Source organism: Pseudomonas sp. Leaf48 (assembly GCF_001421885.1).
In the GTDB taxonomy this organism is placed as follows: Bacteria; Pseudomonadota; Gammaproteobacteria; order Pseudomonadales; family Pseudomonadaceae; genus Aquipseudomonas.
Map to the genome: position 1 here is coordinate 81,883 of NZ_LMLH01000012.1, position 25,090 is coordinate 106,972.

General features: G+C 60.0%; 18 protein-coding genes. 8 read left to right on the forward strand and 10 right to left on the reverse strand.

The genetic code is table 11. The features are described from left to right. Window positions 1-35 precede the first annotated feature (35 nt). Window positions 36-944, reverse strand: a complete 909-nt coding sequence (locus tag ASE98_RS10495) for a DMT family transporter (protein WP_060541299.1) — start codon at window positions 942-944, stop codon at window positions 36-38. Between the two features lie 181 nt (window positions 945-1,125). On the opposite strand from ASE98_RS10495, the gene aceK reads away from it, so the two are divergent. From aceK to ASE98_RS10510, 3 genes are all read left to right on the forward strand, one after another. After that, window positions 1,126-2,844: a bifunctional isocitrate dehydrogenase kinase/phosphatase gene (gene aceK / locus ASE98_RS10500; protein ID WP_060541300.1), complete on the forward strand. Its 1,719-nt coding sequence runs from the start codon at window positions 1,126-1,128 to the stop codon at window positions 2,842-2,844. Window positions 2,845-3,461: 617 nt separating this feature from the next. Next, complete coding sequence (gene hrpA, locus ASE98_RS10505; RefSeq protein WP_060541301.1) at window positions 3,462-7,373, forward strand: ATP-dependent RNA helicase HrpA; 3,912 nt, start codon at window positions 3,462-3,464, stop codon at window positions 7,371-7,373. Window positions 7,374-7,812: 439 nt separating this feature from the next. Beyond that, window positions 7,813-8,934 carry a beta-ketoacyl-ACP synthase III gene (locus ASE98_RS10510; protein ID WP_060541302.1) on the forward strand — a complete coding sequence of 374 codons (1,122 nt, stop codon included), beginning with the start codon at window positions 7,813-7,815 and terminating at the stop codon, window positions 8,932-8,934. A 156-nt stretch (window positions 8,935-9,090) separates the two neighbouring features. Here ASE98_RS10510 and ASE98_RS10515 read toward each other — a convergent pair whose 3' ends face one another. Continuing rightward, entirely contained in the window at window positions 9,091-10,422 is a 1,332-nt protein-coding gene (locus tag ASE98_RS10515) for a putative porin (RefSeq protein ID WP_060541303.1), read from the reverse strand. A gap of 278 nt (window positions 10,423-10,700) precedes the next feature. Here ASE98_RS10515 and ASE98_RS10520 point away from each other — a divergent pair, with 278 nt between their 5' ends. After that, on the forward strand, window positions 10,701-11,825 hold the full coding sequence (locus ASE98_RS10520) for a GNAT family N-acetyltransferase (protein WP_060541304.1): 1,125 nt from the start codon (window positions 10,701-10,703) through the stop codon (window positions 11,823-11,825). An 18-nt stretch (window positions 11,826-11,843) separates the two neighbouring features. On the opposite strand, the gene aqpZ is transcribed toward ASE98_RS10520, so the two are convergent. The 5 genes from aqpZ to ASE98_RS10545 form a co-directional block, all read right to left on the reverse strand. Continuing rightward, on the reverse strand, window positions 11,844-12,542 hold the full coding sequence (gene aqpZ, locus ASE98_RS10525) for an aquaporin Z (RefSeq protein ID WP_060541305.1): 699 nt from the start codon (window positions 12,540-12,542) through the stop codon (window positions 11,844-11,846). A gap of 284 nt (window positions 12,543-12,826) precedes the next feature. Beyond that, on the reverse strand, window positions 12,827-14,659 hold the full coding sequence (locus ASE98_RS10530) for an ABC transporter ATP-binding protein (RefSeq protein WP_060541306.1): 1,833 nt from the start codon (window positions 14,657-14,659) through the stop codon (window positions 12,827-12,829). A gap of 93 nt (window positions 14,660-14,752) precedes the next feature. Then, window positions 14,753-15,310: a peptidylprolyl isomerase gene (locus tag ASE98_RS10535; RefSeq protein WP_060541307.1), complete on the reverse strand. Its 558-nt coding sequence runs from the start codon at window positions 15,308-15,310 to the stop codon at window positions 14,753-14,755. A gap of 3 nt (window positions 15,311-15,313) precedes the next feature. Next, window positions 15,314-16,117, reverse strand: a complete 804-nt coding sequence (locus ASE98_RS10540; protein ID WP_060541308.1) for an alpha/beta fold hydrolase — start codon at window positions 16,115-16,117, stop codon at window positions 15,314-15,316. Window positions 16,118-16,131: 14 nt separating this feature from the next. Further along, window positions 16,132-17,055, reverse strand: a complete 924-nt coding sequence (locus ASE98_RS10545) for a LysR family transcriptional regulator (protein WP_060541309.1) — start codon at window positions 17,053-17,055, stop codon at window positions 16,132-16,134. 49 nt (window positions 17,056-17,104) lie between these two features. On the opposite strand from ASE98_RS10545, the gene ASE98_RS10550 reads away from it, so the two are divergent. From ASE98_RS10550 to ASE98_RS10565, 3 genes are all read left to right on the forward strand, one after another. Next, window positions 17,105-17,419 carry a hypothetical protein gene (locus ASE98_RS10550; protein WP_060541310.1) on the forward strand — a complete coding sequence of 105 codons (315 nt, stop codon included), beginning with the start codon at window positions 17,105-17,107 and terminating at the stop codon, window positions 17,417-17,419. A 1,128-nt stretch (window positions 17,420-18,547) separates the two neighbouring features. Further along, a complete protein-coding gene (locus ASE98_RS10560) occupies window positions 18,548-19,147 on the forward strand; it encodes an FMN-dependent NADH-azoreductase (protein ID WP_060541312.1) in 600 nt (199 codons plus the stop codon). A gap of 333 nt (window positions 19,148-19,480) precedes the next feature. Next, on the forward strand, window positions 19,481-20,347 hold the full coding sequence (locus ASE98_RS10565; protein WP_060541313.1) for a carboxylate/amino acid/amine transporter: 867 nt from the start codon (window positions 19,481-19,483) through the stop codon (window positions 20,345-20,347). Between the two features lie 129 nt (window positions 20,348-20,476). Here ASE98_RS10565 and ASE98_RS10570 read toward each other — a convergent pair whose 3' ends face one another. Continuing rightward, window positions 20,477-21,775 carry a mechanosensitive ion channel family protein gene (locus tag ASE98_RS10570; RefSeq protein ID WP_060541314.1) on the reverse strand — a complete coding sequence of 433 codons (1,299 nt, stop codon included), beginning with the start codon at window positions 21,773-21,775 and terminating at the stop codon, window positions 20,477-20,479. A 192-nt stretch (window positions 21,776-21,967) separates the two neighbouring features. Between ASE98_RS10570 and ASE98_RS10575 the strand changes: the two genes are divergently transcribed. Then, window positions 21,968-23,308 carry a DEAD/DEAH box helicase gene (locus tag ASE98_RS10575; RefSeq protein ID WP_060541315.1) on the forward strand — a complete coding sequence of 447 codons (1,341 nt, stop codon included), beginning with the start codon at window positions 21,968-21,970 and terminating at the stop codon, window positions 23,306-23,308. Window positions 23,309-23,887: 579 nt separating this feature from the next. On the opposite strand, the gene ASE98_RS10580 is transcribed toward ASE98_RS10575, so the two are convergent. Both ASE98_RS10580 and ASE98_RS10585 read right to left on the reverse strand, forming a co-directional pair. Beyond that, window positions 23,888-24,163, reverse strand: coding sequence for a hypothetical protein (locus tag ASE98_RS10580; RefSeq protein WP_060541316.1), 276 nt, complete (start codon window positions 24,161-24,163; stop codon window positions 23,888-23,890). 102 nt (window positions 24,164-24,265) lie between these two features. Next, window positions 24,266-25,000: a DUF899 domain-containing protein gene (locus tag ASE98_RS10585; protein WP_060541317.1), complete on the reverse strand. Its 735-nt coding sequence runs from the start codon at window positions 24,998-25,000 to the stop codon at window positions 24,266-24,268. Window positions 25,001-25,090 lie beyond the last annotated feature (90 nt).

The window sequence follows — 25,090 nt, forward strand, 5'->3', positions numbered from 1 at the left end:
TTGCTCGCGAAGACAATGTCGCAAGCACCGCAGCACTACCGGGTCGATACCTTAGCCACTTTCACCACCGTCGGCTTCAACACCATCCACAACGCCAGCGCAATCAACAACCCCCCATAAATATGCGCCATGGACAGTGGCTCATCGAGAAACAGCGCTCCCCACAACACGCCGAACAGCGGAATCAAAAAGGTCGTGGTCATCGATTTCACCGGACCAATCGAGCTCAGGAGCCGGAAGTAAATAATGTACGCAAACGCCGTGCAGCCCAGGCCCAGGCCCAGCAACGACAACCAGACATTCCAGCCGCCCCAGCTCGTCGGTGGCTGGGTGATTACGCTGTAACCGAACAACGGCAGCAGCAACAGGGTTGCCCCCAGCATGCTGCCCAGCGCTGAAAGACGACTGTCGAGCCCACCGGCCTGATCGAGCCAGCGGCGGGCCAGAAACCCCGCAAATCCGTAGCAAGTGGTCGCGAGCAGGCAGGCGACGGCACCCATCAGCAGTTTCATATCGAACGCCACCGGACCGGCACGGGTCAGCACGCCCACGCCGAACAGCCCCAGGAACACACCGCCGAGTTTGGCGCCAGTGAGCCTTTCATGGAAAAACAGGCCGCCGATCAGCACGCCCATCAAGGGGGTCGTGGCATTGAAAATCGACGAGTAACCGGCTGGCAACACCTGCGCGGCCACCGAATAGAGGGTCGCCGGAATCCCGGAGTTGATCACCCCGAGCAGCATCACGGTTTTGAGTTTGCCCTTGAAATCCCAGCTGACACGCATCAGCCCCAGTATCACCAACAGTCCGGCGGCGGCGATCGATACACGGAAAAAAGCGGTAGGAATGCTGCCGATCACCGGGGCGATGATGCGCATGAACAGAAAGCTCGCCCCCCAAATGGCCGCCAGGGACAGTAAACGAAATATATCGACGGGGTTCACTGCGCGGTCCTTCCTGGGGGGAGGGGCGAAAGTGTTGCCGAGTGTGTGATCGATGGCAACCGAAATCCGGGCATTTAACTCTTCAGGGTGTCGACGACGCGAAGGCACAAAAATTACGCTTCTCCTGCACCCGCTTCACTGGCTAAGCTCAGGGCTCCCGAATTCCCGCAGAGGTCTCACCATGGCGCAGCAATGGCCAGCCGCCGACATCGCCCGAATGGTTCTCGATGGCTTTGACGATTACCGCGAGCATTTCCGTCAGATCACCGACGGCGCCCGGGCCCGCTTCGAGCAGGCTCTCTGGCAGGAGACGCAATCGGCGTCGGCGGCACGGATCAACCTTTACGAAGAAAAAGTCGGCGAAACGGTGGAGCGGCTGCGCACCGCGTTTGATGCCGATACGCTGGACGTAAGCTGCTGGCCGCTGGTCAAAAGCGCCTACATCACCCTGATCGACCTGCGCTTCGACGATGAGCTGTCCGAAACCTGGTACAACTCGATTTTCTGCGGCCTGTTCAGCCACGACCTGATCAGCGATGGCTGCATGTTCATCCACACCACCCGGCCGAGCCTGCGTCGTGCCCGTGCTGCGCAAACCCGTACCTATAAACCCCAGGGCCAGCTGTCGGCGATGCTGGCGAGCATCTTCGCCGACTACCGTTTCAGCGAGGCGTACGCCGATTTGTCCGGCGACCTGCGCCGTCTCGAAGCGCAGCTGCGCGAGAACCTGCCGGACTGGGTGTGCAAGGACCCCGAGCTGAGTGTCGAGCTGTTTTCGTCGGTACTCTATCGCAACAAGGGCGCGTACCTGGTGGGGCGCATCTACACCGCCGATGAGCAGTGGCCGCTGGTGATTCCGCTGTTGCACCGCGAAGGTCGCGGGATTCAGATCGATGCACTGATCACCGATGAAGCCGATGTGTCGATCATTTTCTCGTTTACCCGCTCGTATTTCATGGTGGACGTGCCAGTGCCGGCGGAATTCATTGGCTTCCTCAAGCGCATCCTGCCGGGCAAGCACATTGCCGAGCTGTACACTTCGATAGGTTTCTACAAACACGGCAAGTCCGAATTCTACCGGGCACTGATCAACCACCTGGCCAACACCGACGACCAGTTCATCATGGCCCCCGGCGTGCGCGGCATGGTCATGAGCGTGTTTACCCTGCCGGGTTTCAACACCGTATTCAAAATCATCAAGGACCGTTTCTCGCCGTCAAAAAACGTCGACCGTGCCACGGTGATCGAGAAGTACCGCCTGGTGAAGAGCGTCGACCGCGTGGGGCGCATGGCCGATACCCAGGAGTTCGCCGACTTCCGTTTCCCGTTGAGCAAGTTCGACCCGGCGTGCCTGGAGGAGCTGCTGGAAGTCGCGCCGTCCACGGTGTCGGTGGAAGGCGACACGGTGCTGATTCGCCACTGCTGGACCGAGCGGCGCATGACCCCGCTGAACCTGTATCTGGAAAACGCCAACGAGGCGCAGGTGCACGAAGCGCTGGAAGACTACGGCCTGGCGATCAAGCAACTGGCGGCGGCGAACATCTTTCCCGGCGACATGCTGCTGAAAAACTTTGGCGTCACCCGCCATGGGCGCGTGGTGTTCTACGACTATGACGAGATCTGCTTCCTGACCGAAGCCAACTTCCGATACATTCCGCAGCCGCGTACACCGGAAGATGAAATGGCCTCTGAGCCCTGGTATTCGATCGGGCCGCTGGATGTGTTCCCGGAGGAATTTCCGCCGTTTTTGTTTGCTGATTCGGGGCAGCGCAAGTTGTTCGATCAGTTGCATGGCGAGTTGTATAACGCCGATTACTGGAAGAGCCTGCAAGAGGCGATTCGGGCAGGGAAGGTGATTGATGTGTTTCCTTATCGGCGCAAGGGGTTGGATAGCGAGTAGGTATTCAAGAACCCCCCCTCACCCCAGCCCTCTCCCGGGGGGAGAGGGGGCCGACCGAGGCGTCTTGCGTCAAACATCGACCTGAAAGACCTTGGCGATTATGGATTCGGTAAAGCATCCGGACAGTCGATGTGCTTCTGAAGTCTTGGCAATAATGGATTCAACAAAGCACTCGCAGGTCGATGCACGTCTAAAGCAACCTACCCCAGCCCTTTCCCGGGGGGAGAGGGGGCCGACCGAGGCGTCTTGTGTCAAACATCGACCTGAAAGACCTTGGCGATTATGGATTCGGTAAAGCACCCGGACAGTCGATGTGCTTCTGAAGTCTTGGCAATAATGGATTCGGCAAAGCACTCAAAGGGCGATGTACTCTGCTGTCTTGGCAATAATGGATTCAACAAAGCACCCAACAGTCGATGTGCTTCTGCAGTCTTGGCAATAATGGATTCAACAAAGCACTCGCAGGTCGATGCACGTCTAAAGCAACCCACAATCGGCCCCCTCTCCCTCCGGGAGAGGGCTGGGGTGAGGGTAGCAATCCCCCTGACACGCCACAAATCCCCCAAATCTGCGACAATCCGCAACCTGCGCCACTAGACGACTGAATTGCGTACCCGATGACCGACGAATCGCCCTCCATCGACAAACTGCTGAAAAACCTCGATCACGCCATGCTCGCCGACCGCCACCGGCTGCGGCGGCAACTGCTTGAGCTGCGCAAGAAACCCGACGACGCCAAGCTGGCCCAGTGGGTTTCGCGCATGCAAGCCTCCTGTGATCAGGTGCTGGCGCGCAAGGCCAGCCTGCCGGTGATTCGTTACGACGACAGCCTGCCAATCGCCGCCAAGCGCGACGAAATCAAGAAGGCACTGGAAAAGCATCAGGTGTTGATCATTGCCGGTGAAACCGGGTCGGGCAAAACCACCCAGTTGCCAAAGATCTGCCTGGAGATCGGCCGCGGCCAGCATGGCCTGATCGGCCACACCCAGCCGCGCCGAATTGCCGCGCGCAGCGTCGCCAGCCGGGTTGCCGAGGAACTGGGCACGCCATTGGGCGCGCTGGTTGGATATCAGGTGCGCTTTGAGGATCAGAGCGACTCCAACACGCTGATCAAACTGATGACCGACGGCATCCTGCTGGCGGAAACCCAGAACGACCGCTATCTGGAGCGCTACGACACGATCATCGTCGACGAAGCCCACGAACGCAGCCTCAACATCGACTTCCTGCTCGGTTACCTGAAAACCCTGCTGCCGCGCCGTCCGGATCTGAAAGTCATCATCACCTCGGCGACCATCGACCTGGAGCGCTTCTCCAAGCACTTCGACGATGCGCCGATTGTCGAAGTCTCCGGGCGTACCTTCCCGGTGGACACCTGGTATCGCCCGCTGACCCTGGAGCAGGACGAAGAGGGCAACCGTGTCGAGGACGACCTGACCGTGGATCAGGCGATCCTTGCCACCCTCGACGAAATCGCCGCTTTCGAGCGCAGCGAACGCCGCAGTCCCGGTGACGTGCTGGTGTTTTTGCCCGGCGAGCGGGAGATTCGCGACGCTGCCGACATGCTGCGCAAGGCCCAGCTCAAGCACACCGAGATTCTGCCGCTGTACGCGCGTTTGTCGCCGGCCGAACAGCAGCGGATTTTCCAGTCGCACCCCGGCCGACGCGTCGTCTTGGCAACCAACGTCGCGGAAACCTCGTTGACCGTGCCGGGTATCCGTTACGTGATCGACAGCGGCACCGCGCGCATCAGCCGCTACAGCTACCGCGCCAAGGTCCAGCGCCTGCCCATCGAAGCGATTTCCCAGGCCAGCGCCAACCAGCGCAAGGGCCGTTGCGGGCGGGTCGAGCCGGGTATCTGCGTGCGCCTGTACAGCGAAGAGGATTTTCTCGGTCGCCCGGAATTCACCGATCCGGAGATCCTGCGTACCAACCTCGCGGCGGTTATTTTGCAGATGCTGCATCTGCGCCTCGGTGAAATCACCGCGTTTCCGTTCATCGAGCCGCCGGATGGCAAGGCCATCAGTGACGGTTTCAACCTGCTGCAAGAACTCTCGGCGGTGGACCGCAACAGCCAGCTGACCCCGCTCGGACGGCAACTGGCGCGGCTGCCGGTAGACCCGCGCATGGGCCGCATGCTGCTTGAAGCGGCGAAACTCGGCAGCCTGCAGGAAGTCCTGATCGTCGCCAGCGCCATGTCGATCCAGGACCCGCGCGAGCGTCCGCCGGAGCGTCAGCAGGCGGCCGACCAGGCCCACGCCCAATGGAAAGACGCCGACTCGGACTTCGCCGGGCTGGTCAATCTATGGCGCGGTTTCGAGGAACAGCGCCAGGCATTGACCGCCAACCCGCTGCGCAACTGGTGCCGCAAGAACTTCCTCAATTATCTGCGCCTGCGCGAATGGCGTGATTCCCATCGCCAGTTGAGCCTGATCTGTCGTGACATGCAGCTGAGCCTCAACAAGGAACCGGCGGACTACCCGAAACTGCACAAGGCCGTGCTGGTGGGGCTACTCAGCCAGATCGGCCAGAAAACCGAAGACGGCGATTACCTCGGCGCCCGTCAACGACGCTTCTGGATTCACCCGTCGTCAGGAATCGGCAAGAAGCGCCCGCAATGGCTGATGACCGCTGAACTGGTGGAAACCACCAAGCTCTACGCGCGCATGGTGGCCAAGATCGATGCCGACTGGATCGAGCCGCTGGCCGGGCACCTTATCAAGAAAAACCACTTCGAACCCCATTGGGAGAAGAAGCGCGGGCAGGTGGTGGCGTTCGAGCAGATCACCTTGTTCGGGCTGATCGTTGTCGGTCGCCGGCCGGTGCATTACGGCCCGGTCGACCCGGTGGTGTCGCGCGAACTGTTCATCCGCGAAGCCCTGGTACGTGGCGAGATTCAGTCCAAGGCCAAATGCCTGACGGCCAATAAACAGTTGCTGGAGCAACTCGACGAACTGGAAGCCAAGGCCCGCCGTCGCGACATTCTCGCCGACGAAGAAACCCTGTTTGCCTTCTACGACGCACGGTTGCCGGCAGAGATCCACCAGACCGCGACCTTTGACGCCTGGTACCGGATCAACAGCCAGAAAGACCCGCAGTTGCTGATCATGCGCGAGGAAGACGTGCTGGCCCGCGAAGCCAGTGAAGTCACCGCCCTGCATTACCCGGACACCCTGCACATCGGTGATCTGGAATTGGCCTTGAGCTACCACTTCGAACCCAATCATCCGCGCGACGGCGTGACTCTGCGGGTACCGGCGCCGCTGCTGCCGATGCTGCCGCCGGAGCGTCTGGAATGGCTGGTGCCGGGGGTGATCGAGGCCAAGTGCATCGCCCTGGTGCGCAACCTGCCCAAGGCCTTGCGCAAGAATTTCGTGCCGGTGCCGGACTTCGTCAAGGCCGCCTTGCAACGCATGACCTTCGCCGAGGGTTCGCTGCCCCAGGCGCTGGGACGCGAGTTGCTGCGCATGACCGGGGCACGGGTCAGCGACGAAGCCTGGGCAGAAGCTGAGCAGCAGGTGGAAAACCATCTGCGGATGAACCTGGAAATTGTCGACGCCCAGGGCAAGTTCCTCGGCGAAGGCCGCGACCTCGCCGAACTCACTGCGCGCTTCGCCGAAGCCAGCCAAGCCGCCTTGGCCGTGCCGCAAACCGCGAAAAGCCAGCAGCCGGTCGAGCCGAAAGTGTTTGCCGCCGTGGCGGAAAAAACCCAACAGAAGATTGCCGGGCTGTCGATGACGGTGTATCCGGCACTGGTGGAAGAGGCCGGCACGGTCAAGGAAGGACGCTTCTCGACGCCGGCCGAGGCCGAGTTCCAGCATCGCCGCGCCTTGCAGCGCTTGTTGCTGCAGCAGTTGGCTGAACCGGCGAAGTTCCTGCGTAGCAAGTTACCGGGCCTGACTGACCTGGGCCTGCTGTACCGCGACATGGGGCGTGTCGATGCGCTGGTGGAAGACATTCTGCTGGCCAGCCTCGACAGCTGTATTCTCGACGGTGAAGATCCGCTGCCTCGTGACGGTGCCGGACTGGCGTCATTGGCCGAGCGCAAGCGCGGGGCCTGGACCGAGCACGCCGAGCGGCTGGCGAAACTGACCCTGGAAATCCTCAAGCTCTGGCACGGTCTGCAAAAGCGCTTCAAGGGCAAGATCGACCTGGCGCAAGCTGTGGCCCTGAACGACATCAAGCAGCAATTGAGTCATCTGGTGTATCCGGGTTTTGTCCGGGAAACGCCGATGCAGTGGCTCAAGGAGTTGCCGCGTTATCTGAAAGCAGTCGAGCAGCGTTTCGAAAAAATCGGTGCTCAGGTCCAGCGGGACCGGGTCTGGAGCGGCGAGCTGTCCGGACTCTGGAGCCAATACCAGGCCCGCGCCAGCAAGCACGCCCAGGAAGGCAAGCGCGACCCGCAGCTGGAGCTGTATCGCTGGTGGCTGGAGGAATACCGGGTTTCACTGTTCGCCCAGCAACTGGGGACCAAGGTGCCGATTTCCGACAAGCGTCTGAACAAGCAGTGGGCACAAGTCGAGCCTTAACCCTTGTGGAGTGGGGCCTGTGGCGAGGGGCTTGTCCGACCGCCGCACCGCCCCGCCGGGAGGCGAAGCCGGCCCAAAACCTGTGACGTCGGTGTATCGGTTTCATCGAGTGCGCAGGTTTACGCCTGCTTCGCAGCCGAACGGGGCGGTGCGGCGGTCGGACAAGCCCCCTCGCCACACAAGCCCCTTCACCCCATATCGGCCTTCACCAAATAAGTCCACACAAGTAGGTGTTTGCTCGCGCAAAAGGGGCGAAAACCTGACGTTTATGGCAAACTTCGCGCCTATAAATACCGGCCCCTCGGTTTAGAGCCTTCGCGGCTGCGGGCAGGTCGGATAAAGCGATGCCAGGTTTGCGTCCCCTGGATGGGAATAGACCCCTTGTGTGTTGGTACGTCGGTGCCAATGCTTTCTGCCTGAACAGATTAGAGACACGACCATGCATAACGTCGTCATCAGCGGCACCGGCCTCTACACCCCGGCCAATAGCATCTCCAACGAAGAGCTGGTGCAGTCTTTCAATACTTACGTCGCCCAGTTCAATGCCGACAACGCCGACGCCATCGCGCGTGGCGAAGTCGAGGCCTTGACCGAGTCCAGTGCGGCATTCATCGAAAAAGCTTCCGGCATCAAGAGCCGCTTTGTCATGGACAAGGAAGGCATTCTCGATCCGCAACGCATGGCCCCACGCCTGCCCGAGCGTTCGAACGATGAGTGGTCGGTGCTCTGTCAGATGGCCATCGGCGCTGCCGAACAAGCCTTGCAACGCGCCGGCAAGACTGCCGCGGATATCGACGGCGTCATCGTCGCCTGCTCCAACCTGCAGCGGGCCTACCCGGCCATTGCCATCGAATTGCAGGAAGCGCTGGGCATCCAGGGGTTCGGTTTCGACATGAACGTGGCGTGCTCCTCGGCGACTTTCGGCATCCAGACCGCCGCCAACAGCGTGCAACTGGGCCAGGCCCGGGCGATCCTGATGGTCAACCCGGAGGTCTGCACCGGCCACCTGAATTTCCGCGATCGCGACAGCCACTTCATCTTCGGCGATGCCGCGACGGCGGTGATCATCGAGCGCGCCGACCTGGCCACGTCCAAGTACCAGTTCGACATCGTCAGCACCAAGCTGCTGACCAAGTTCTCGAACAACATCCGCAACAACTTCGGTTTCCTCAACCGCGCTGCGGAAGAGGGCATTGGTGCCAAGGACAAACTGTTCGTGCAGGAAGGCCGCAAGGTATTCCGCGATGTCTGCCCTATGGTCGCCGAACTGATCGCTACCCATCTGGAAGAGAACCAGTTGAACGTCAGCGACGTGCAGCGCTTCTGGCTGCACCAGGCCAACCTCAGCATGAACCACCTGATCGTGAAGAAACTGCTCGGTCGCGACGCCACCGAACAGGAAGCGCCGGTGATTCTCGACACCTACGCCAACACCAGTTCCGCAGGTTCGGTGATTGCGTTCCACAAAAACCAGGACGACCTGGCCGCCGGCTCGCTGGCCGTGCTGAGTTCGTTTGGCGCGGGTTATTCGATTGGCAGCGTGTTGTTGCGTAAACGCTGAGTTGTTGTAGGAGCTTGCTCGCTCCTACAGGAGAGGTTTGTCCCAAATAGAAACAGCCCGGCGTTGACCTATCGGAGGATGATGGGGACCGATAGACCAACGTCAGGCTGTGGGTGCGACCCGGGCTTCCTTGACCGGGTCATGTAGCGGGGTGAATCAGAACTTCGCTTCGGCATCCAGTTGCAAGGTATTGATGTCCGAATCTTTCTGGTTGCTGCTGGCGTTGGTGTAGTCGGAGTTAGCCAGGAAGTACGTGGCGCCCAGGGTGAAGTTTTTGTCCAGCTCGTAGCTCGCTTTCAGCTTGTGGCCGCGCGAACCGGTGTAACCATTGGCAAAGTCGGAGTCGGTGAAGGCACCGACCACCGCGTTACGCTGTACATCGCGGTAGTTGTAGTCGAGTGCGAAGCCGTAGACCTTGGTCTTGACGCCGGCCAGCCAGGCAGTGTCCTGGTCGTTGCTGGCGTCGTTGTTGTTGACGATCTGACCGTATAGCGAGAGCGGCATTGGCAGGCCGCCGATGTCCAGCTGGCCAAAACCTTCGTACAACTTGAACTGCTCGCCCGGGCTGTTGCCGTTGACGGCCAGTGCGCACGGCGAAGTTGCGGTGCCGCTGGTAGGGCAGGCGCTGCTGTCATCGTTATCGTAGGCGTAGAGACTGCCGCCCAGGGTCATTTTCAGGTCGTCGGTAAGCGCGAAACGCCCACCCAACTGGCCGGCGTACAGGCGCAAGTCGTGCTTGAACTGCACACCTTCACCGTCGACGTTGTCCTTGAGGGTGTAGTGACCGGCGCTGCCGAACAACTCGGTGCTGCCGCTCAGCGGGTACTTGTAGGTCACTGCCAGACCTTCCGGGTTGATGTCGCTATCCCAGATGATGTCGCCCATGCTCACCCATTGTTGTGGCATCTTGCCGCCCACCAGGTGCAGGTTCTTGATCGCGTCCGGGTGGTAGTCGATGTAACCCAGATCCAGCCAGATCGACTTCTTGTCGAAGTAGTTGTTCAAGTCCTGGTTGGTGGAGCGAGCATCGTCGCTGCTGCCGGTGGCGATACGGATACCGGTGTCGACTTGCGAGTTGATTTCAGTGAAGGCCCCCAGACGGGCGCGAATGCGCTGGCGATCCTGGTCTTTGTTGTTAGACACGCCGTCGTTGTGCACGTTTTCCTGGCGGAAGCGAACATCACCCTTGAACTGGGTCTTGGCCGCCCAGGCCAGCTTCTGGTCGAAGGTGCTCAGTTCATTGGTTTTCTTCGTGGTGGCCGCGATTTGCTCGTTGGTCTCTTGCTGAGCCTGGCGGGCAATCTGCTGGTCCTTCTGATCCCTGGCCAGCTCCGCTTGCAACTCGCTGTACTGCGCGTTGGTGATCGAACCGTTAGCCTTGAGCATGTCGAGCAGTTTGGCGTCGACTGCGGCGCTGGCCGGAATACTCATGGCCAGCAACAGGCTGCCACACACGGCCGCCGCAGTTTTCGTGAAAACAAGACGCATATCAATCTCCGAAGATGAGAAAGGATGACTGGGCCATCCAGGACACAACCGACCAACAAGGGACGGAAAACAGTGGCCGGGTATAACCCGGCGCTCTAAAAACAGGCGCCAGTATCGCGATCGATTATTACAGTGCGGTGGCAATGTGATGGCAAGTCGATGACGATATAAAGACGCTTGAACCCTTGAGCTAGAGCGCTGCAATGCCTTTGCACGTGTGCAATGGATGGCGATGAGCGATACTCGCGGGGCTGCCAAGTCATGAAGAGAGGACGGTGATGCCGTTGCAACGCCTGCAAAGTCTGTCCGAAATCGCCCCGGCAACGTGGGACGCCCTGGTGCCGGAAAATCAGCCATTTCTGCGTCATGCCTTTCTGAGCGCATTGGAAGACAGCGGTAGTCTTGGCCCACATTCCGGCTGGCGGGCAGAGCATTTGCTGCACGTCGAAGGCGATCGCCTGGTTGCCGCGCTGCCCAGTTACCGCAAATGGCATTCCTATGGCGAGTACGTGTTCGATCACGCCTGGGCCGATGCCTGCGAGCGTGCCGGCATCGAGTACTACCCCAAGCTGCTGACCGCAGTCCCGTTCAGCCCGGTCAGCGGGCCGCGCTTGCTGGCCGCCACGCTCGAAGACGGTTTCGAATTATTGAACAGCTTGCCGGGTTATCTGGAGATCGAAGGACTCTCCAGCGCGCACATCAACTTTACCGACCCGTTTACCGACGCTGCATTGAGCGAACAACCGGGCTGGCTGCAGCGCGTTGGCTGCCAGTACCACTGGCAGAATCGCGGCTATCGGGACTTCCAGGATTTCCTCGATGCATTGAGTTCGCGCAAGCGCAAACAGATGCGCAAGGAGCGTGAGCAGGTGGCGGGGCAGGGCATCGAGTTCGAATGGCTGGAGGGGCGGGAGCTGGACCAGGCGCAGTGGGACTTCGTCTATGCCTGCTACGCCAATACTTACGCGGTGCGTCGGCAAATGCCGTATCTGACGCGGGAGTTTTTCAGCCTGCTGGCCGAGCGCATGCCGCAGGCGATTCGTGTGGTGCTGGCCAGACAAGGCTCACGCCCGGTGGCGATGGCGTTCAGTCTGGTGGGGGGCGACAGCTTCTTCGGACGCTATTGGGGCTGCCTGGCGGAATTTGATCGCCTGCACTTCGAGACCTGTTTCTACCAGGGCATGGACTACGCGATTGCCAACGGTTTCCAGCGTTTTGATGCCGGGGCTCAAGGTGAGCACAAACTGATTCGCGGGTTCGAGCCGGTCATTACCCATTCATGGCACTACCTGCGTCATCCGGGTTTGAAGGCTGCCGTGAAGGATTTTTTGCAGCAGGAGCGAGTCGGGGTACTGGCCTACGCCGAGGAAGCGAAGACCGCCTTGCCTTACCGGCAAGGCTGATCTTCGCAGTACCCGCGGTCAGCTGTCTTCCTTGCCCAGCCAGCGATAGAGTACGCCGCCGACTGCCGCGCCAATCAGGGGGGCGACCCAGAACATCCACAATTGCTGGATGGCCCAGCCGCCGACGATCAGCGCCGGGCCGGTACTGCGAGCAGGGTTGACCGAGGTGTTGGTGACCGGGATCGAGATCAGGTGGATCAGGGTCAATGCCAGGCCAATGGCAATCGGCGCAAGCCCCGCTGGCGCACGTTTATCGGTGGCGCCGAGGATGATCAGGATGAACATGGCGGTCATCACCAGCTCACAGACAAATCCCGCCACCATCGAGTAGCCGCCCGGTGAGTGTTCGCCGTAGCCGTTCGACGCCAGCCCCGAGGCCAGTTCGAAACCGGGCTTGCCGCTGGCAATGAAATACAACAGGGCGGCTGCAACCACACCGCCAATAACCTGGGCGATGATATAGGCTGGCAGTTCGTTGGCCGGAAACCGTCCGCCGACCACCAGGCCCAGGGACACCGCCGGATTGAGGTGGCAACCGGAGATGTGGCCGATGGCAAAGGCCATGGTCAGCACCGTCAGGCCAAACGCGAATGAAACCCCCAGCAGACCGATGCCGACATCCGGGAAAGCGGCGGCCAGTACCGCACTGCCGCAACCACCCAACACCAGCCAGAAGGTACCTACCAACTCTGTAGCGGAACGTTTGAGCAAAGACATGAGCGAGTGTCCTTTCGAGATTTTGCTGCCTTGTGCATCCAGCAGATGGACTGCAGAACCATCTCCAGAACCTTGGGTGAGTACAGCACGATTTTTACAAAGTTCCAGTGGGCAGGAAAAACCGTCGATGCCCGTGGTTGATGGGCATGGTGGCTTGTTGTCAGGACAGGGAGTGGGAGCGGGCTTGCTCGCGAAGGCGGTGTGCCAGTCAATACAGATGTTGACGGACACACCGCCTTCGCGAGCAAGCCCGCTCCCACAGGGGACCCGTGTGAGCCCGGGATTTAGTCGATGCCGACAAACCCACCCGTCTGGTGCTGCCACAAGCGCGCGTACAAGCCGCCATGGGCCAGCAGCTCGGCATGGCTGCCGGTCTCGGCGATCTTGCCGTTTTCCAGCACCACCAGCCGGTCCATCCGTGCAATGGTCGAGAGCCGGTGGGCGATGGCGATCACGGTCTTGCCCTGCATCAGGGTTTCAAGGCTCTCCTGGATTGCCGCTTCCACTTCCGAATCCAGCGCCGACGTGGCTTCATCCATGATCAGGATTGGCGCGTCCTTGAGCAGCACCCGGGCAATGGCGATGCGCTGGCGCTGGCCCCCGGAGAGTTTCACTCCGCGCTCACCGACGTGGGCATCGAAACCGTGGCGACCTTCGGCGTCCGACAACGAAGGAATGAACCCGTCGGCGCGGGCCTTGTGCACTGCTTCCCAGAGTTCGGCGTCAGAGGCATCGGGCTTGCCGTACAGCAGGTTGTCGCGGATCGAGCGGTGCAGCAGCGAGGTGTCCTGGGTGATCATGCCGATGCGTTCGCGCAGGCTTTCCTGGCTGACGTCGGCGATGTTCTGACCATCGATGAGGATGCGTCCGGCTTCCACGTCATACAGGCGCAACAGCAGGTTGACCAAAGTCGATTTGCCCGCGCCGGACGGTCCGATCAGGCCGATTTTTTCGCCGGGCTTGATGGTCAGGTTGAGTCCGCCAATGATCCCGCTCTGCTTGCCGTAATGAAAATCCACATTCTCGAAGCGCACTTCGCCCCGGGCCACGGCCAGGGGTTTGGCCTGGTCGCGGTCGGTGACGCTCACCGGTTGCGAGATGCTCTGCAGGCCGTCCTGGACCATGCCGATGTTTTCGAAGATCCCCGTGACCACCCACATGATCCATCCGGACATGTTGACGATACGAATCACCAGGCCAGTGGCCAGGGCAATCGCGCCCACGGTGATCAGCGACTGCGTCCACAACCACAGGGCCAGGCCGGTGGTGCTGACGATCAGCATGCCGTTCATGCTGGTGATGACCACGTCCATACTGGTGACCACGCGGCCGGCCAGTTGGGCCTTTTCGGTTTGTTCCTTGATCGCTTCGCGGGCGTACTGTTGCTCGAAATTGGTGTGGGCGAACAGCTTCAGGGTGGTGATGTTGGTGTAGCCATCGACAATGCGCCCCATGAGTTTGGAGCGTGCGTCAGACGACACGACCGAGCGTTCCTTGACCCGTGGCACGAAGTAATACAGGGCACCGATGAACGCGACTATCCAGGTCAGCAGCGGGATCATCAGGCGCCAGTCGGCTTCGGCGAACAGCACAAGTGAACTGATGGCGTAGATCAGCACGTGCCACAAGGCGTCCACCGCCTGTACGGCAGAGTCGCGCAACGAGTTGCCGGTTTGCATGATGCGCTGGGCGATGCGGCCGGCGAAATCGTTCTGGAAAAAATTCAGGCTCTGTTTGAGCACATAACTGTGGTTCTGCCAGCGAATCATGCTGGTCATGCTGGGGCTGAGGGTCTGGTGCACCAACAGGTCATGCAGGCCGACGAACACCGGGCGCAGGACCAGCGCAACCACCGCCATCCAGGCCAGTTCGATGCCGTGTTCCTTGAAGAAGTCGACGTTCGGCGTGCCTTGGGCCAGGTCGATGATGCGGCTCAGGTAGCTGAACAGTGCCACCTCGATCAACGCACCCACCAGACCGACAAGCAAGAGGGCGGCAAAGCTCGGCCAGACCTGCTTGAGGTAGTAGGTGTAGAAAGGAAAAACCCGGTCCGGCGGAGTCGCCGTCGGCGCGTCACGGAAGATATCGATCAGTTTTTCAAAGCGGCGATAAAGCATCGGTTTTTCGCCCGCGTACGGGCTCTCCTTTTAACGGTTTGAGCGTTGCCGGCAGTGCCAGCAACGGCTCGGACATCCTTGTCCAGCCTGGTTTCAGTCGATTCGCTTGGCGGACTTGATGAACACCGGGTCAGCCGGGACATCTTTCATGCCGGCACGCACGGTGGTTGGTGAGTTGACGATGATGTCCACCACGTCCATACCTTTGACCACCTTGCCGAATACGGCATAGCCGTCACCCTGGTCGAGGAAGTCGTTGTCCTTGACGTTGATGAAGAACTGGCTGGTGGCCGAATCCGGTACCGAGGTGCGGGCCATGGACAAGGTGCCACGAACGTTGACCAGGCCGTTGTTGTGCTCGTTCTTGATCGGTGCCTTGGTTTCCTTTTGCTGCATTGCCTGGGTGAAGCCACCACCCTGGACCATGAAGCCCGGGATCACGCGGTGGAAAACCGTGTTGTTGTAGAAGCCGCTGTCGACGTACTCGAGAAAGTTCTTGGTACTGATCGGTGCCTTGACCGGGTCCAGTTCGATTTCGATCTGGCCGTTGGTGGTTTCCAGCAGAACGTGCGGCGCCTTTGCCGGTGTTGCGGCCATCAGGTTGGCGGCAAACAGAACGGAGCCAGCGGCGAGGGCAATTTTTTTCAACATGGGTCAATGATCCTGAGTGGTGGTGTCGACTGCGGTGAGAAACTCTAGCAGTGTCTGGTTGAATTCTTCCGGCTGGTCCAGTGGCGTTGCGTGTCGCGAATCGGCGATCACCGCCAGCCGCGCATCGGGCAGCAGTTTTACATAGTTTTCCTTCAGCGCCACCGGGGTGTAGTCATGGTCGGCAGTGACGATCAGGGTTGGACAGGTAACTTTGGAAAGTCGTTCCTGGACGCCCCAGCCAACGATGGCGTCGAAGCTGGCGAGATAGGCATGCCGGTCGTTTTTTGCCCAGCGTTCGGCCATCCTCTGGCGTAGCGCGGCTTGCTCGGGTTTCGGGAATAATTTGCCGCCCAGAGCCTTGCCGATGGTGCCCAGGCTGAGTACGCGCATCAGGCTCCAGCGCTTGAACCACTGCCAGTAATCGTCGCGGCTGCGCAGTTTGACCTCGGGCGCGCTGTTGACGATGCACAGGCTCTTGAGCAATTGCGGCTGCTCCACTCCCAGTTGAAAGCCGATCATGCCACCCATGGACAAGCCCACGTAATGGGCCGGGGCGAGATGGAGGTGCTCCATAAGCGCGACCAGATCGGCACTGAAACCGGCGATGCTGTAGCGCTCGCGGGGTTTGTCGGAGCGACCGTGGCCGCGAATATCCGGGACAATCACCCGGTAGCGGGTCGACAGAGCGGGGATCTGCTTTTCCCAGTCCAGTGTGCTGGAACCGAGCCCATGGACCAACAGCAGCGGCGCGCCGTGGCCGTATTCTTCATAGTGCAGGTTGCAACCTTCGTGTTCGAAATAGGCCATGCATACACTCCGTGTCAGGCTTGTTCAGGGGCGGCGAACGGTGCGTCCAGTGGCGCGGTGTCGAAAGTACGCAGCAGTTCGATGAGAATCTGCGTGGCCGGGCCCAGGGGTTTTTCCTTGTTTGAATACAGGTAAAAGTTCGGGTTGCGACTGCCGCCCTGATCCAACGGTAGCAGCTTGAGCGTACCTTCCCTCAGTTCCCGCTCGATCATGTGCCTGGGCAACCAGGCGAAACCCAGGCCGCTGCTGACAAAGGTCGCGGCGGTGGCGAGGCTGCCGACCGTCCAGCGTTGTTCGGCACCGAGCCAGCCGACGTCCCGTGGCTGCTGGCGGCCGGAGTCACGAATCACCACCTGCATGTGGCTTTCCAGGTCCTGGAAGTTCAGCCCGCGGTTCAGGCGATGCAGCGAGTGTTCAGGATGGGCCACTGCGACGAACTCGACATCGCTCAACTCCGCGCCCAGGTAGCCGGGAATACTGAAACCGGTGATGGCCAGGTCCGCTACGCCTTCGAGCAGCACTTCCTCCACACCCGACAACACCTCTTCGCGCAGGCGCACGCGGCAGCCACGGCTTTGCGGCATGAACGCGGTCAGGGCGCGCACGAGGCGGGCGCTCGGATAGGCGGCATCGACCACCAGGCGCACCTCGGCTTCCCAGCCCTGCTCCATATGATGGGCAAGGTCTTCGAGCTGGCTGGCTTGCTTGACCAGTTGCCGGGATCTTCGCAGCAGCACGCCACCGGCCTCGGTCAGCACTGCCTTGCGTCCATCGATGCGCAACAGCGGCACCCCGAGCTGGTCCTGCATGCGCGCCACGGTGTAGCTGACCGATGATTGCGAGCGGTGCAGCGCTTCGGCGGCCTGGGCGAAACCGCCATGGTCGACCACCGCCTGAAGCGTTCGCCATTGATCAAGGGTCACGCGGGGCGCTTTCATGTTGAGCTCCTCTTGTCCTAAGCTGGCAGCCCCTATTGGAGCCTGCTGAATGAAAAAATTCTGTTGTGTGGTGCTGGCGATGCTGCCGCTGACTGCGTTTGCTTACCCGATCGATGTGCAGAAAGACCTCAACGGCATGAAGATCGACTACTTCACCTACGACACGGACAACGACATGGGCTCCATTCAAGTGGCCAACTATGGCGAAGTCGATGCGAGCTGCAAGGCGGTGTTCATCAATGGCCCGGAAGCGCCGCGCACCCGCAAGATCGACGTGCCAGCAGGCAAGCACAAAAACGCCACCGCCAAGTTCACCCGCAATATCATCAAGCTGCGTATCAACCTGACCTGCACCCCCAAGTGATCCCCCCTGCAGGAGCGAGCAGGCTCGCGATGGTCGTCAACGAAAACGCGGGAAGTCTGGTCTCCCACGGTGTTCTTGAGTCCATCGCGAGCATGCTCGCTCCTACAGTCGACCGCATTCCCCTGCAGGAGCGAGCAGGCTCGCGATGGTCGTCAACGAAAACGCGGGAAGTCTGGCCCTCCACGGTGTTCTTGAGTCCATCGCGAGCACGCTCGCTCCTACAGTCGACCGCATTCCCCTGTAGGAGCGAGCAGGCTCGCGATGGTCGTCAACGAAAACGCGGGAAGTCTGGCCCCCCACGGTGTTCTTGAGTCCTTCGCGAGCAGGCTCGCTCCTACAGTCGACCGCATTCCCCTGTAGGAGCGAGCAGGCTCGCGATGGTCGTCAACGAAAACGCGGGAAGTCTGGTACCCCACGGTGTTCTTGAGTCCATCGCNAGGAGCGAGCAGGCTCGCGATGGTCGTCAACGAAAACGCGGGAAGTCTGGTACCCCACGGTGTTCTTGAGTCCATCGCGAGCATGCTCGCTCCTACAGTCGACCGCATTCCCCTGTAGGAGCGAGCGGGCTCGCGATGGTCGTCAACGAAAACGCGGGAAGTCTGGTCTCCCACGGTGTTCTTGAGTCCATCGCGAGCATGCTCGCTCCTGTAGTCGACCGCATTCCCCTGCAGGAGCGAGCAGGCTCGCGATGGTCGTCAACGAAAACGCGGGAAGTCTGGTTCCCCGCGGTGTTCTTGAGTCCATCGCGAGCAGGCTCGCTCCTGCAGTCGACCGCATTCCCCTGTAGGAGCGAGCAGGCTCGCGATGGTCGTCAACGAAAACGCGGGAAGTCTGGTACCCCACGGTGTTCTTGAGTCCATCGCGAGCATGCTCGCTCCTACAGNAGGAGCGAGCAGGCTCGCGATGGTCGTCAACGAAAACGCGGGAAGTCTGGTACCCCACGGTGTTCTTGAGTCCATCGCGAGCATGCTCGCTCCTACAGCAACGAGCGAAGCGCATGTAGCTTGCCTAGGTTATAAACGAATTTGTTGATAGGTTGTAGCAGTTATTTGCGCTTTTTCATCGATATGACTCCGTTTAACCTTCACTCCATCGACTGACAACATTCCCAGATGGAGCCTACAAGCCATGTCCCGCGTTCTGATCATCGAAAGCAGTGCCCGTCAGCAAGATTCGGTTTCCCGCCAACTGACCCAGACGTTCATCAGCCAGTGGCAAGCGGCTCATCCGAATGACCAGATCAGCGTCCGTGACCTGGCCGTCAATCCGGTGCCGCACCTGGATATCAACCTGTTGGGCGGCTGGATGAAACCTGCCGAACAGCGCAGCGATATCGAGCAGATCTCCCTGGAACGCTCCAACCAGTTGACTGACGAATTGCTGGCCGCCGACGTGCTGGTCATGGCGGCTCCCATGTACAACTTCGCGATCCCCAGCACCCTGAAAGCCTGGCTCGACCATGTGCTGCGTGCCGGTGTGACCTTCAAGTACACCGAAACCGGCCCGCAAGGCCTGCTCAGCGGCAAACGTGCCTACGTATTGACGGCCCGCGGTGGTATCTACGCCGGCAGCGCGGCGGATCACCAGGAACCTTACCTGCGTCAGGTCATGGGTTTCATAGGTATCCATGACGTGACGTTCATTCACGCCGAAGGCATGAACCTGGGCGGCGACTTCCAGGAAAAAGGCCTGAATCAGGCGAACGCCAGGCTGGCCCAGGTGGCTTGACCCGTTAATCGCCAGATAATCGCTTGATGGTCTAGTGACCTGGCGCAACCCTTCAAGCCTGTACGCGCATCGAACCTCCCTTTGCACTTGTTGCTCCCAAGTGCCCTGGCCCGATTGAACGCTTTAGCGAGATCGGGCTTTTTTTTGCCCGGGATTTGGTTGTTGCACGCATGCCTCTGTAGGAGCTGACTTGCCAGCGATGAAGGCATTACCGGCAACATCAAGGTCGCCTGGCGCCGCTATTGCCAGCAAGCCGGCTCCTGCAGTGATTTGTGCGTCTCGCGATCACCGGCAAAACCCGCTATCTTCGCCGCCATTCAAAACGAGGCGAACATGGGCTATCTACTTTTTGTCACGCTGATCCAGGCGTTTTCCTTCAGTTTGATCGGCGAGTACCTGGCCGGTCATGTCGACAGTTACTTCGCCGTGCTGGTGCGCGTGCTGCTGGCGGGGCTGGTGTTCATTCCACTGACGCGCTGGCGCTCGGTGGAACCGGCATTCATGCGTGGCATGTTGTTGATCGGGGCGTTGCAGTTCGGTGTGACCTACGTCTGTCTGTACCTGAGCTTTCGCGTACTCACGGTGCCGGAAGTGTTGCTGTTCACCATCCTCACGCCGCTGCACGTGACCCTGATCGAAGACGCGCTGAATCGCCGCTTCAACCCATGGGCATTGATCGCGGCACTGGTGGCCGTGGCGGGGGCGGCGGTGATTCGTTTTGATCGCATCAGCCCGGACTTCCTCTACGGATTTTTGCTGCTGCAACTGGCTAACTTCACCTATGCCGCCGGGCAGGTGATGTACAAGCACCTGGTGGCGCGTCATCCCAGCGACCTGCCGCACTACCGGCGCTTTGGTTACTTCTACCTGGGGGCGCTGGCCGTTGTCCTGCCGGCCTTCCTGCTGTTCGGTAAAAGCAATTTCCTGCCTGAAGCACCGCTGCAATGGGGCGTGCTGCTCTTCCTCGGGCTGGTTTCGACCGCGCTGGGTCTGTATTGGTGGAACAAGGGCGCGTGCATGGTCAATGGCGGCACCCTGGCGGTAATGAACAACCTGCATGTGCCGGTCGGGTTGCTGATCAACCTGCTGATCTGGAACCAGCATGAGGAGTTGGGGCGGTTGTTTCTCGGCGGCTCGGTGATTCTGCTGGCAGTATGGATCAGCCGGTTGGGCATACGCCGGCCCGAAATCGCACGCTGAACCCCTGTAGGAGCGAGCATGCTCCGGGCGGCGTTCCGACGATGGACGTCAACGATAACGCGTGATTTCTGGATAAACGCGCCGTCCTTAAGTCCATCGCGAGCGTGCTCGCTCCTACAGGGGGGGAGGTTACATGACGTGTTTTTCGGGCTCAGGGATATGGCTCGCGCCCAGCACTGCCGGCAGCAGTCCGGCTCGTAGATCGGTTCCGCTCGGCTGCTGATAAAGGCTCAAGCCAAACTCCGGCAACACCGCCAGCAGATAGTCGAAAATATCCCCCTGGATCCGCTCGTAATCGGCCCACGCCGTGGTGCGGGTGAAGCAGTAGATCTCCAGCGGAATGCCCTGGGCCGTGGTCTGCATCTGGCGCACCATGCAGGTCATGTTCGGCTGGATGTCCGGATGACTCTTCAGGTAAGCCAGCGCGTAGGCGCGGAAGGTGCCGATATTGGTCATGCGCCGGCGGTTGGCCGACATCGCCGCCACGTTGCCCTGTGCTTCGTTCCACGCCTTGAGTTCGGCCTGTTTGCGGCTGATGTAGTCGGTCAGCAGATGCACCTGGGACAGCCTCATCTCCTCATCGTCTCGAATGAAACGCACGCCGCTGGCATCGATGAACAGGCTGCGCTTGATCCTGCGCCCACCGGACTGTTGCATGCCGCGCCAGTTCTTGAATGACTCGGACATCAGGCGCCAGGTGGGGATCGATACGATGGTTTTGTCGAAATTCTGCACCTTGACCGTGTGCAGGGTGATGTCCACCACATCACCGTCAGCGCCGACTTGCGGCATCTCGATCCAGTCGCCGACCCGCAGCATGTCATTGCTGGTCAACTGCACGCTGGCGACGAACGACAGCAGTGTGTCCTTGTAGACCAAAAGAATCACCGCCGACATGGCACCCAGGCCCGACAGCAACAGCAGCGGTGAACGGTCTATCAGGGTGGCGACAATGATGATCGCGCCGAATACGAACAACACCAGTTTCGTCAGTTGCACATAGCCTTTGATCGAACGGGTGCGGGCGTGTTCGGTGCGCGCATAGATGTCCAGCAGCGCATTGAGCAAGGCGCTGGCAGCCAACAGCAGGAACAGAATCGTGAACGCCAGCGCCACGTTGCCGAGGAACAACGTCGCGGTTTTGTTCAATTCCGGCACCAGGTACAGGCCGAACTGGATCACCAGCGACGGTATGATCTGCGCCAGTCTCTGGAACACCTTGTTGTGGCGCAGGTCATTGACCCAGTGCAGCGCCGGCTGCCGGCCGAGTATTTTGCTGGCGTGCAGGATCAAGTAGCGCGCCACTCGTCCGAGAGCCAATGCGATGACCAGCAACACCATTAGCCCCAGGGCGGCATGCAGGAGCGGGTGCTGGTCGAGGGTGCCCCAAAGGTCTTGGGCGTTGAGCCAGAGCTGTTTCATATCCATGGGCTAAATCGATTCTTCTGTAAGGCGCGACGGGCAATTAGAGCATTTAAGACGCTTTGTATTACGTTCGTTAACAAATCAGGCAACAAAAAAGTCACTGTTTGCTGCCTTTTGCATAAAGAAACTCGGCCTACGCGCTCGAAACCGGTACCCTATGCAGCTGTTTTTTTGCATTTCTTCGAGGTAGCACCCGTGTTTTCCCAATTCGCCCTGCACGAACGCCTGCTCAAAGCCGTGGCCGAGCTTAAATTTGTCGAGCCAACGCCAGTGCAAGCAGCGGCCATTCCGCTGGCGCTCCAAGGGCGTGACCTGCGGGTGACAGCGCAAACCGGTAGCGGCAAAACCGCTGCATTCGTTTTGCCTATCCTCAATCGCTTGATCGGCCCGGCGAAAATCCGTGTCAGCATCAAGACCCTGATCCTGCTGCCGACCCGTGAGCTGGCCCAGCAAACCTTGAAAGAAGTAGAACGCTTCTCGCAGTTCACCTTCATCAAGTCCGGCCTGATCACCGGCGGTGAAGACTTCAAGGTCCAGGCCGCCATGCTGCGCAAGGTGCCGGACATCCTGATCGGTACGCCGGGGCGGATGATCGAGCAACTGAACGCCGGTAACCTCGACCTCAAGGAAGTCGAAGTGCTGGTGCTCGACGAAGCCGACCGCATGCTCGACATGGGCTTTGCCGAAGACGTACAGCGTCTGGTCGACGAGTGCACCAATCGTCAGCAGACCATGCTGTTCTCCGCCACCACAGGCGGTTCGGGCCTGCGTGAAATGGTTGCCAAGGTCTTGAACAACCCTGAGCACTTGCAGCTAAACGCGGTCAGCCAGCTGAACGAAACCACCCGTCAGCAGATCATCACCGCTGACCACAACCAGCACAAAGAACAGATCGTGAACTGGCTGCTGGCCAACGAGACCTATCAGAAGGCCATCGTGTTCACCAACACCCGGGCCATGGCCGACCGTATCTACGGCCGCCTGGTTGCCCAGGAATACAAGGCATTCGTGCTGCACGGCGACAAGGACCAGAAGGATCGCAAGCTGGCGATCGACCGTCTGAAGCAGGGCGGCGTGAAAATTCTCGTGGCCACCGACGTTGCCGCTCGCGGCCTGGACGTGGACGGCCTGGACCTGGTGATCAACTTCGACATGCCGCGCAGCGGCGACGAATATGTTCACCGCATCGGTCGTACCGGCCGTGCCGGCAACGATGGACTGGCGATCTCGTTGATCTGCCACGGCGACTGGAACCTGATGTCGAGCATCGAGCGCTACCTCAAGCAGAGCTTCGAGCGCCGCACCATCAAGGAAGTCAAAGGCACCTACGGCGGACCGAAAAAGGTCAAGGCTTCGGGCAAGGCCGTTGGCGTGAAGAAGAAAAAGACCGACGCCAAGGGCGACAAGAAGAAAACTGCCGCCAAGACCCCGACCAAGCGCAAGAGCGCCAACCGGCCAAAAAGCGATTCGCTGGTGAGCAGCGACGGCATGGCGCCGCTCAAGCGCCGCAAGCCGGAAGCACCGGCCGCCGAGTAATTCGGTTTCAAGCGTTAAATTAAAAACCCGGACAGCGTCCGTAATGCTGTTCACTTAAGCGGGGCAATACACCTTGTGGCGAGGGGGCTTGCCCCCGTTCGGCTGCGAAGCAGTCGCAAAACCATTACACGCGGTGTACCTGATACACCTCGGTGGCAGGTTTTGGGGCCGCTCTGCGGCCCAACGGGGGCAAGCCCCCTCGCCACAAAGGTGTGACCTGGCTTAAGTGAACAGTATTGCGCTCCCACAGGGGGTTTATGTGTCATCCACACTACATTTCTCCAGCACTTCTTCCCTAGGGCNGTAATGCTGTTCACTTAAGCGGGGCAATACACCTTGTGGCGAGGGGGCTTGCCCCCGTTCGGCTGCGAAGCAGTCGCAAAACCATTACACGCGGTGTACCTGATACACCTCGGTGGTGGGTTCTGGGGCCGCTCTGCGGCCCAACGGGGGCAAGCCCCCTCGCCACAAGTGTGTGACCCAGCTTAAGTGAACAGTATTACGGACAGCGTCCGGGTTTTTTTACATCAAAAAATCGCAACGTCCCGTAGGAACTGCCGAAGGCTGCGATCTTTGCTGTCAGCTATCAGCTTTTTTTTCAGCCGATCCCAGCTCCTTCAAGCGCTGATCAATCAACTGGCACTTGTCCGGCAAGTCCTTGGCGGCGGTGCCCAGATCCATCTTCTGCAGTTCGGCGTTGATCTCCTTGGCCTTGGCCGGGTTCTGTTCAGTGAGCCTGGTCACTTCCTGTGCCAGTTGTTCGCGTTTGGCAGTGGCCTCTTCGGGCGTGCAGGCCCAGGCGGGCAGGGCACAGGTCAGGGCGACGCCGAGGGTAAGTTTGAGCAGTGTTTTCATCGGGGCAGGCCTCAGTTCCGGTTAAGGCGGGTTAACCGGTTGAGCGCTGCCCTTGGGCAAAAGTTCACTAAGTGGCGATGACCGCGACTCGGTTGCTGCGGGTTACCCACCATGGCAACAGCTGGACTTGGCCTGTTCCTCATAACAATCGTGATGCCGCACCCATTCCATGATTTCTTCTTCATTACGGCCCTTGGGCATCAGGTCGAGGTAGTTGTAGGCACCCACGAGCATGTCCAGGCCTCGGGCATAGGTGGAATAGGTGTGGAAAATTTCCCCGGTTTCGTTGCGATAAAACACGCTGAGGCCGGGGAGTTCTTCTTCTGAACCGTCGGTTTTTTCGTAGTTGTAGGTGGCCTTGCCGTTTGCGACATCTTCGGCCCGGGCCGTGACGCCAAAGTCGTAGTTGAAGTCGCAGCCCTCTGACGACACCCAGTCGAACTTCCAGCCCATGCGACGCCTGAACGCCTGGAATTCGGCAAACGGAGCGTGGGAAACGGCCACCACTGCCACGTCATGGTGGGCCAGATGCTGGTTGGCACCGTCAATGTGGTCCGATAGGAATGAACAGCCGGGGCAACCTTCGTCCCAGCCTTGGGCAAACATGAAGTGGTAGATGGCAAGCTGGCTGCGACCGCCGAACAGGTCCGCGAGACTCAATTGACCCTCTGCGCCCTGGAAATGGTAATCCTTGTCGATTTTCACCCAGGGCAGGGCGCGGCGTTCGGCACTGAGCCTGTCCCGTTCTTTGGTAAAGGCTTTTTCATGGGCCAGGTGTTCCTTGCGGGCCGCTAGCCATTCTTCCCGAGACACGACGGGATGATTCTGAATACTCATGGTGGTTTTCTCCTGCGAGGGGCTGGGAGTCGGCTTACACAGGCTAGTCGTTTGGCTGGTGTGGGATTCGACATACCGCCGGTCGGTCAT

What these genes read in the sequence shown, in the direction of transcription:
- ASE98_RS10530 (WP_060541306.1), bottom strand. Translation starts at nt 14,659, where the DNA reads ATGCTTTATCGCCGCTTTGAAAAACTGATCGATATCTTCCGTGACGCG.
- ASE98_RS10510 (WP_060541302.1), top strand. Translation starts at nt 7,813, where the DNA reads ATGCATAACGTCGTCATCAGCGGCACCGGCCTCTACACCCCGGCCAAT.
- ASE98_RS10515 (WP_060541303.1), bottom strand. Translation starts at nt 10,422, where the DNA reads ATGCGTCTTGTTTTCACGAAAACTGCGGCGGCCGTGTGTGGCAGCCTG.
- ASE98_RS10560 (WP_060541312.1), top strand. Translation starts at nt 18,548, where the DNA reads ATGTCCCGCGTTCTGATCATCGAAAGCAGTGCCCGTCAGCAAGATTCG.
- ASE98_RS10545 (WP_060541309.1), bottom strand. Translation starts at nt 17,055, where the DNA reads ATGAAAGCGCCCCGCGTGACCCTTGATCAATGGCGAACGCTTCAGGCG.
- ASE98_RS10580 (WP_060541316.1), bottom strand. Translation starts at nt 24,163, where the DNA reads ATGAAAACACTGCTCAAACTTACCCTCGGCGTCGCCCTGACCTGTGCC.
- ASE98_RS10550 (WP_060541310.1), top strand. Translation starts at nt 17,105, where the DNA reads ATGAAAAAATTCTGTTGTGTGGTGCTGGCGATGCTGCCGCTGACTGCG.
- ASE98_RS10570 (WP_060541314.1), bottom strand. Translation starts at nt 21,775, where the DNA reads ATGGATATGAAACAGCTCTGGCTCAACGCCCAAGACCTTTGGGGCACC.
- ASE98_RS10540 (WP_060541308.1), bottom strand. Translation starts at nt 16,117, where the DNA reads ATGGCCTATTTCGAACACGAAGGTTGCAACCTGCACTATGAAGAATAC.
- ASE98_RS10565 (WP_060541313.1), top strand. Translation starts at nt 19,481, where the DNA reads ATGGGCTATCTACTTTTTGTCACGCTGATCCAGGCGTTTTCCTTCAGT.
- ASE98_RS10520 (WP_060541304.1), top strand. Translation starts at nt 10,701, where the DNA reads ATGCCGTTGCAACGCCTGCAAAGTCTGTCCGAAATCGCCCCGGCAACG.
- ASE98_RS10535 (WP_060541307.1), bottom strand. Translation starts at nt 15,310, where the DNA reads ATGTTGAAAAAAATTGCCCTCGCCGCTGGCTCCGTTCTGTTTGCCGCC.
- ASE98_RS10585 (WP_060541317.1), bottom strand. Translation starts at nt 25,000, where the DNA reads ATGAGTATTCAGAATCATCCCGTCGTGTCTCGGGAAGAATGGCTAGCG.
- aqpZ (WP_060541305.1), bottom strand. Translation starts at nt 12,542, where the DNA reads ATGTCTTTGCTCAAACGTTCCGCTACAGAGTTGGTAGGTACCTTCTGG.
- hrpA (WP_060541301.1), top strand. Translation starts at nt 3,462, where the DNA reads ATGACCGACGAATCGCCCTCCATCGACAAACTGCTGAAAAACCTCGAT.
- aceK (WP_060541300.1), top strand. Translation starts at nt 1,126, where the DNA reads ATGGCGCAGCAATGGCCAGCCGCCGACATCGCCCGAATGGTTCTCGAT.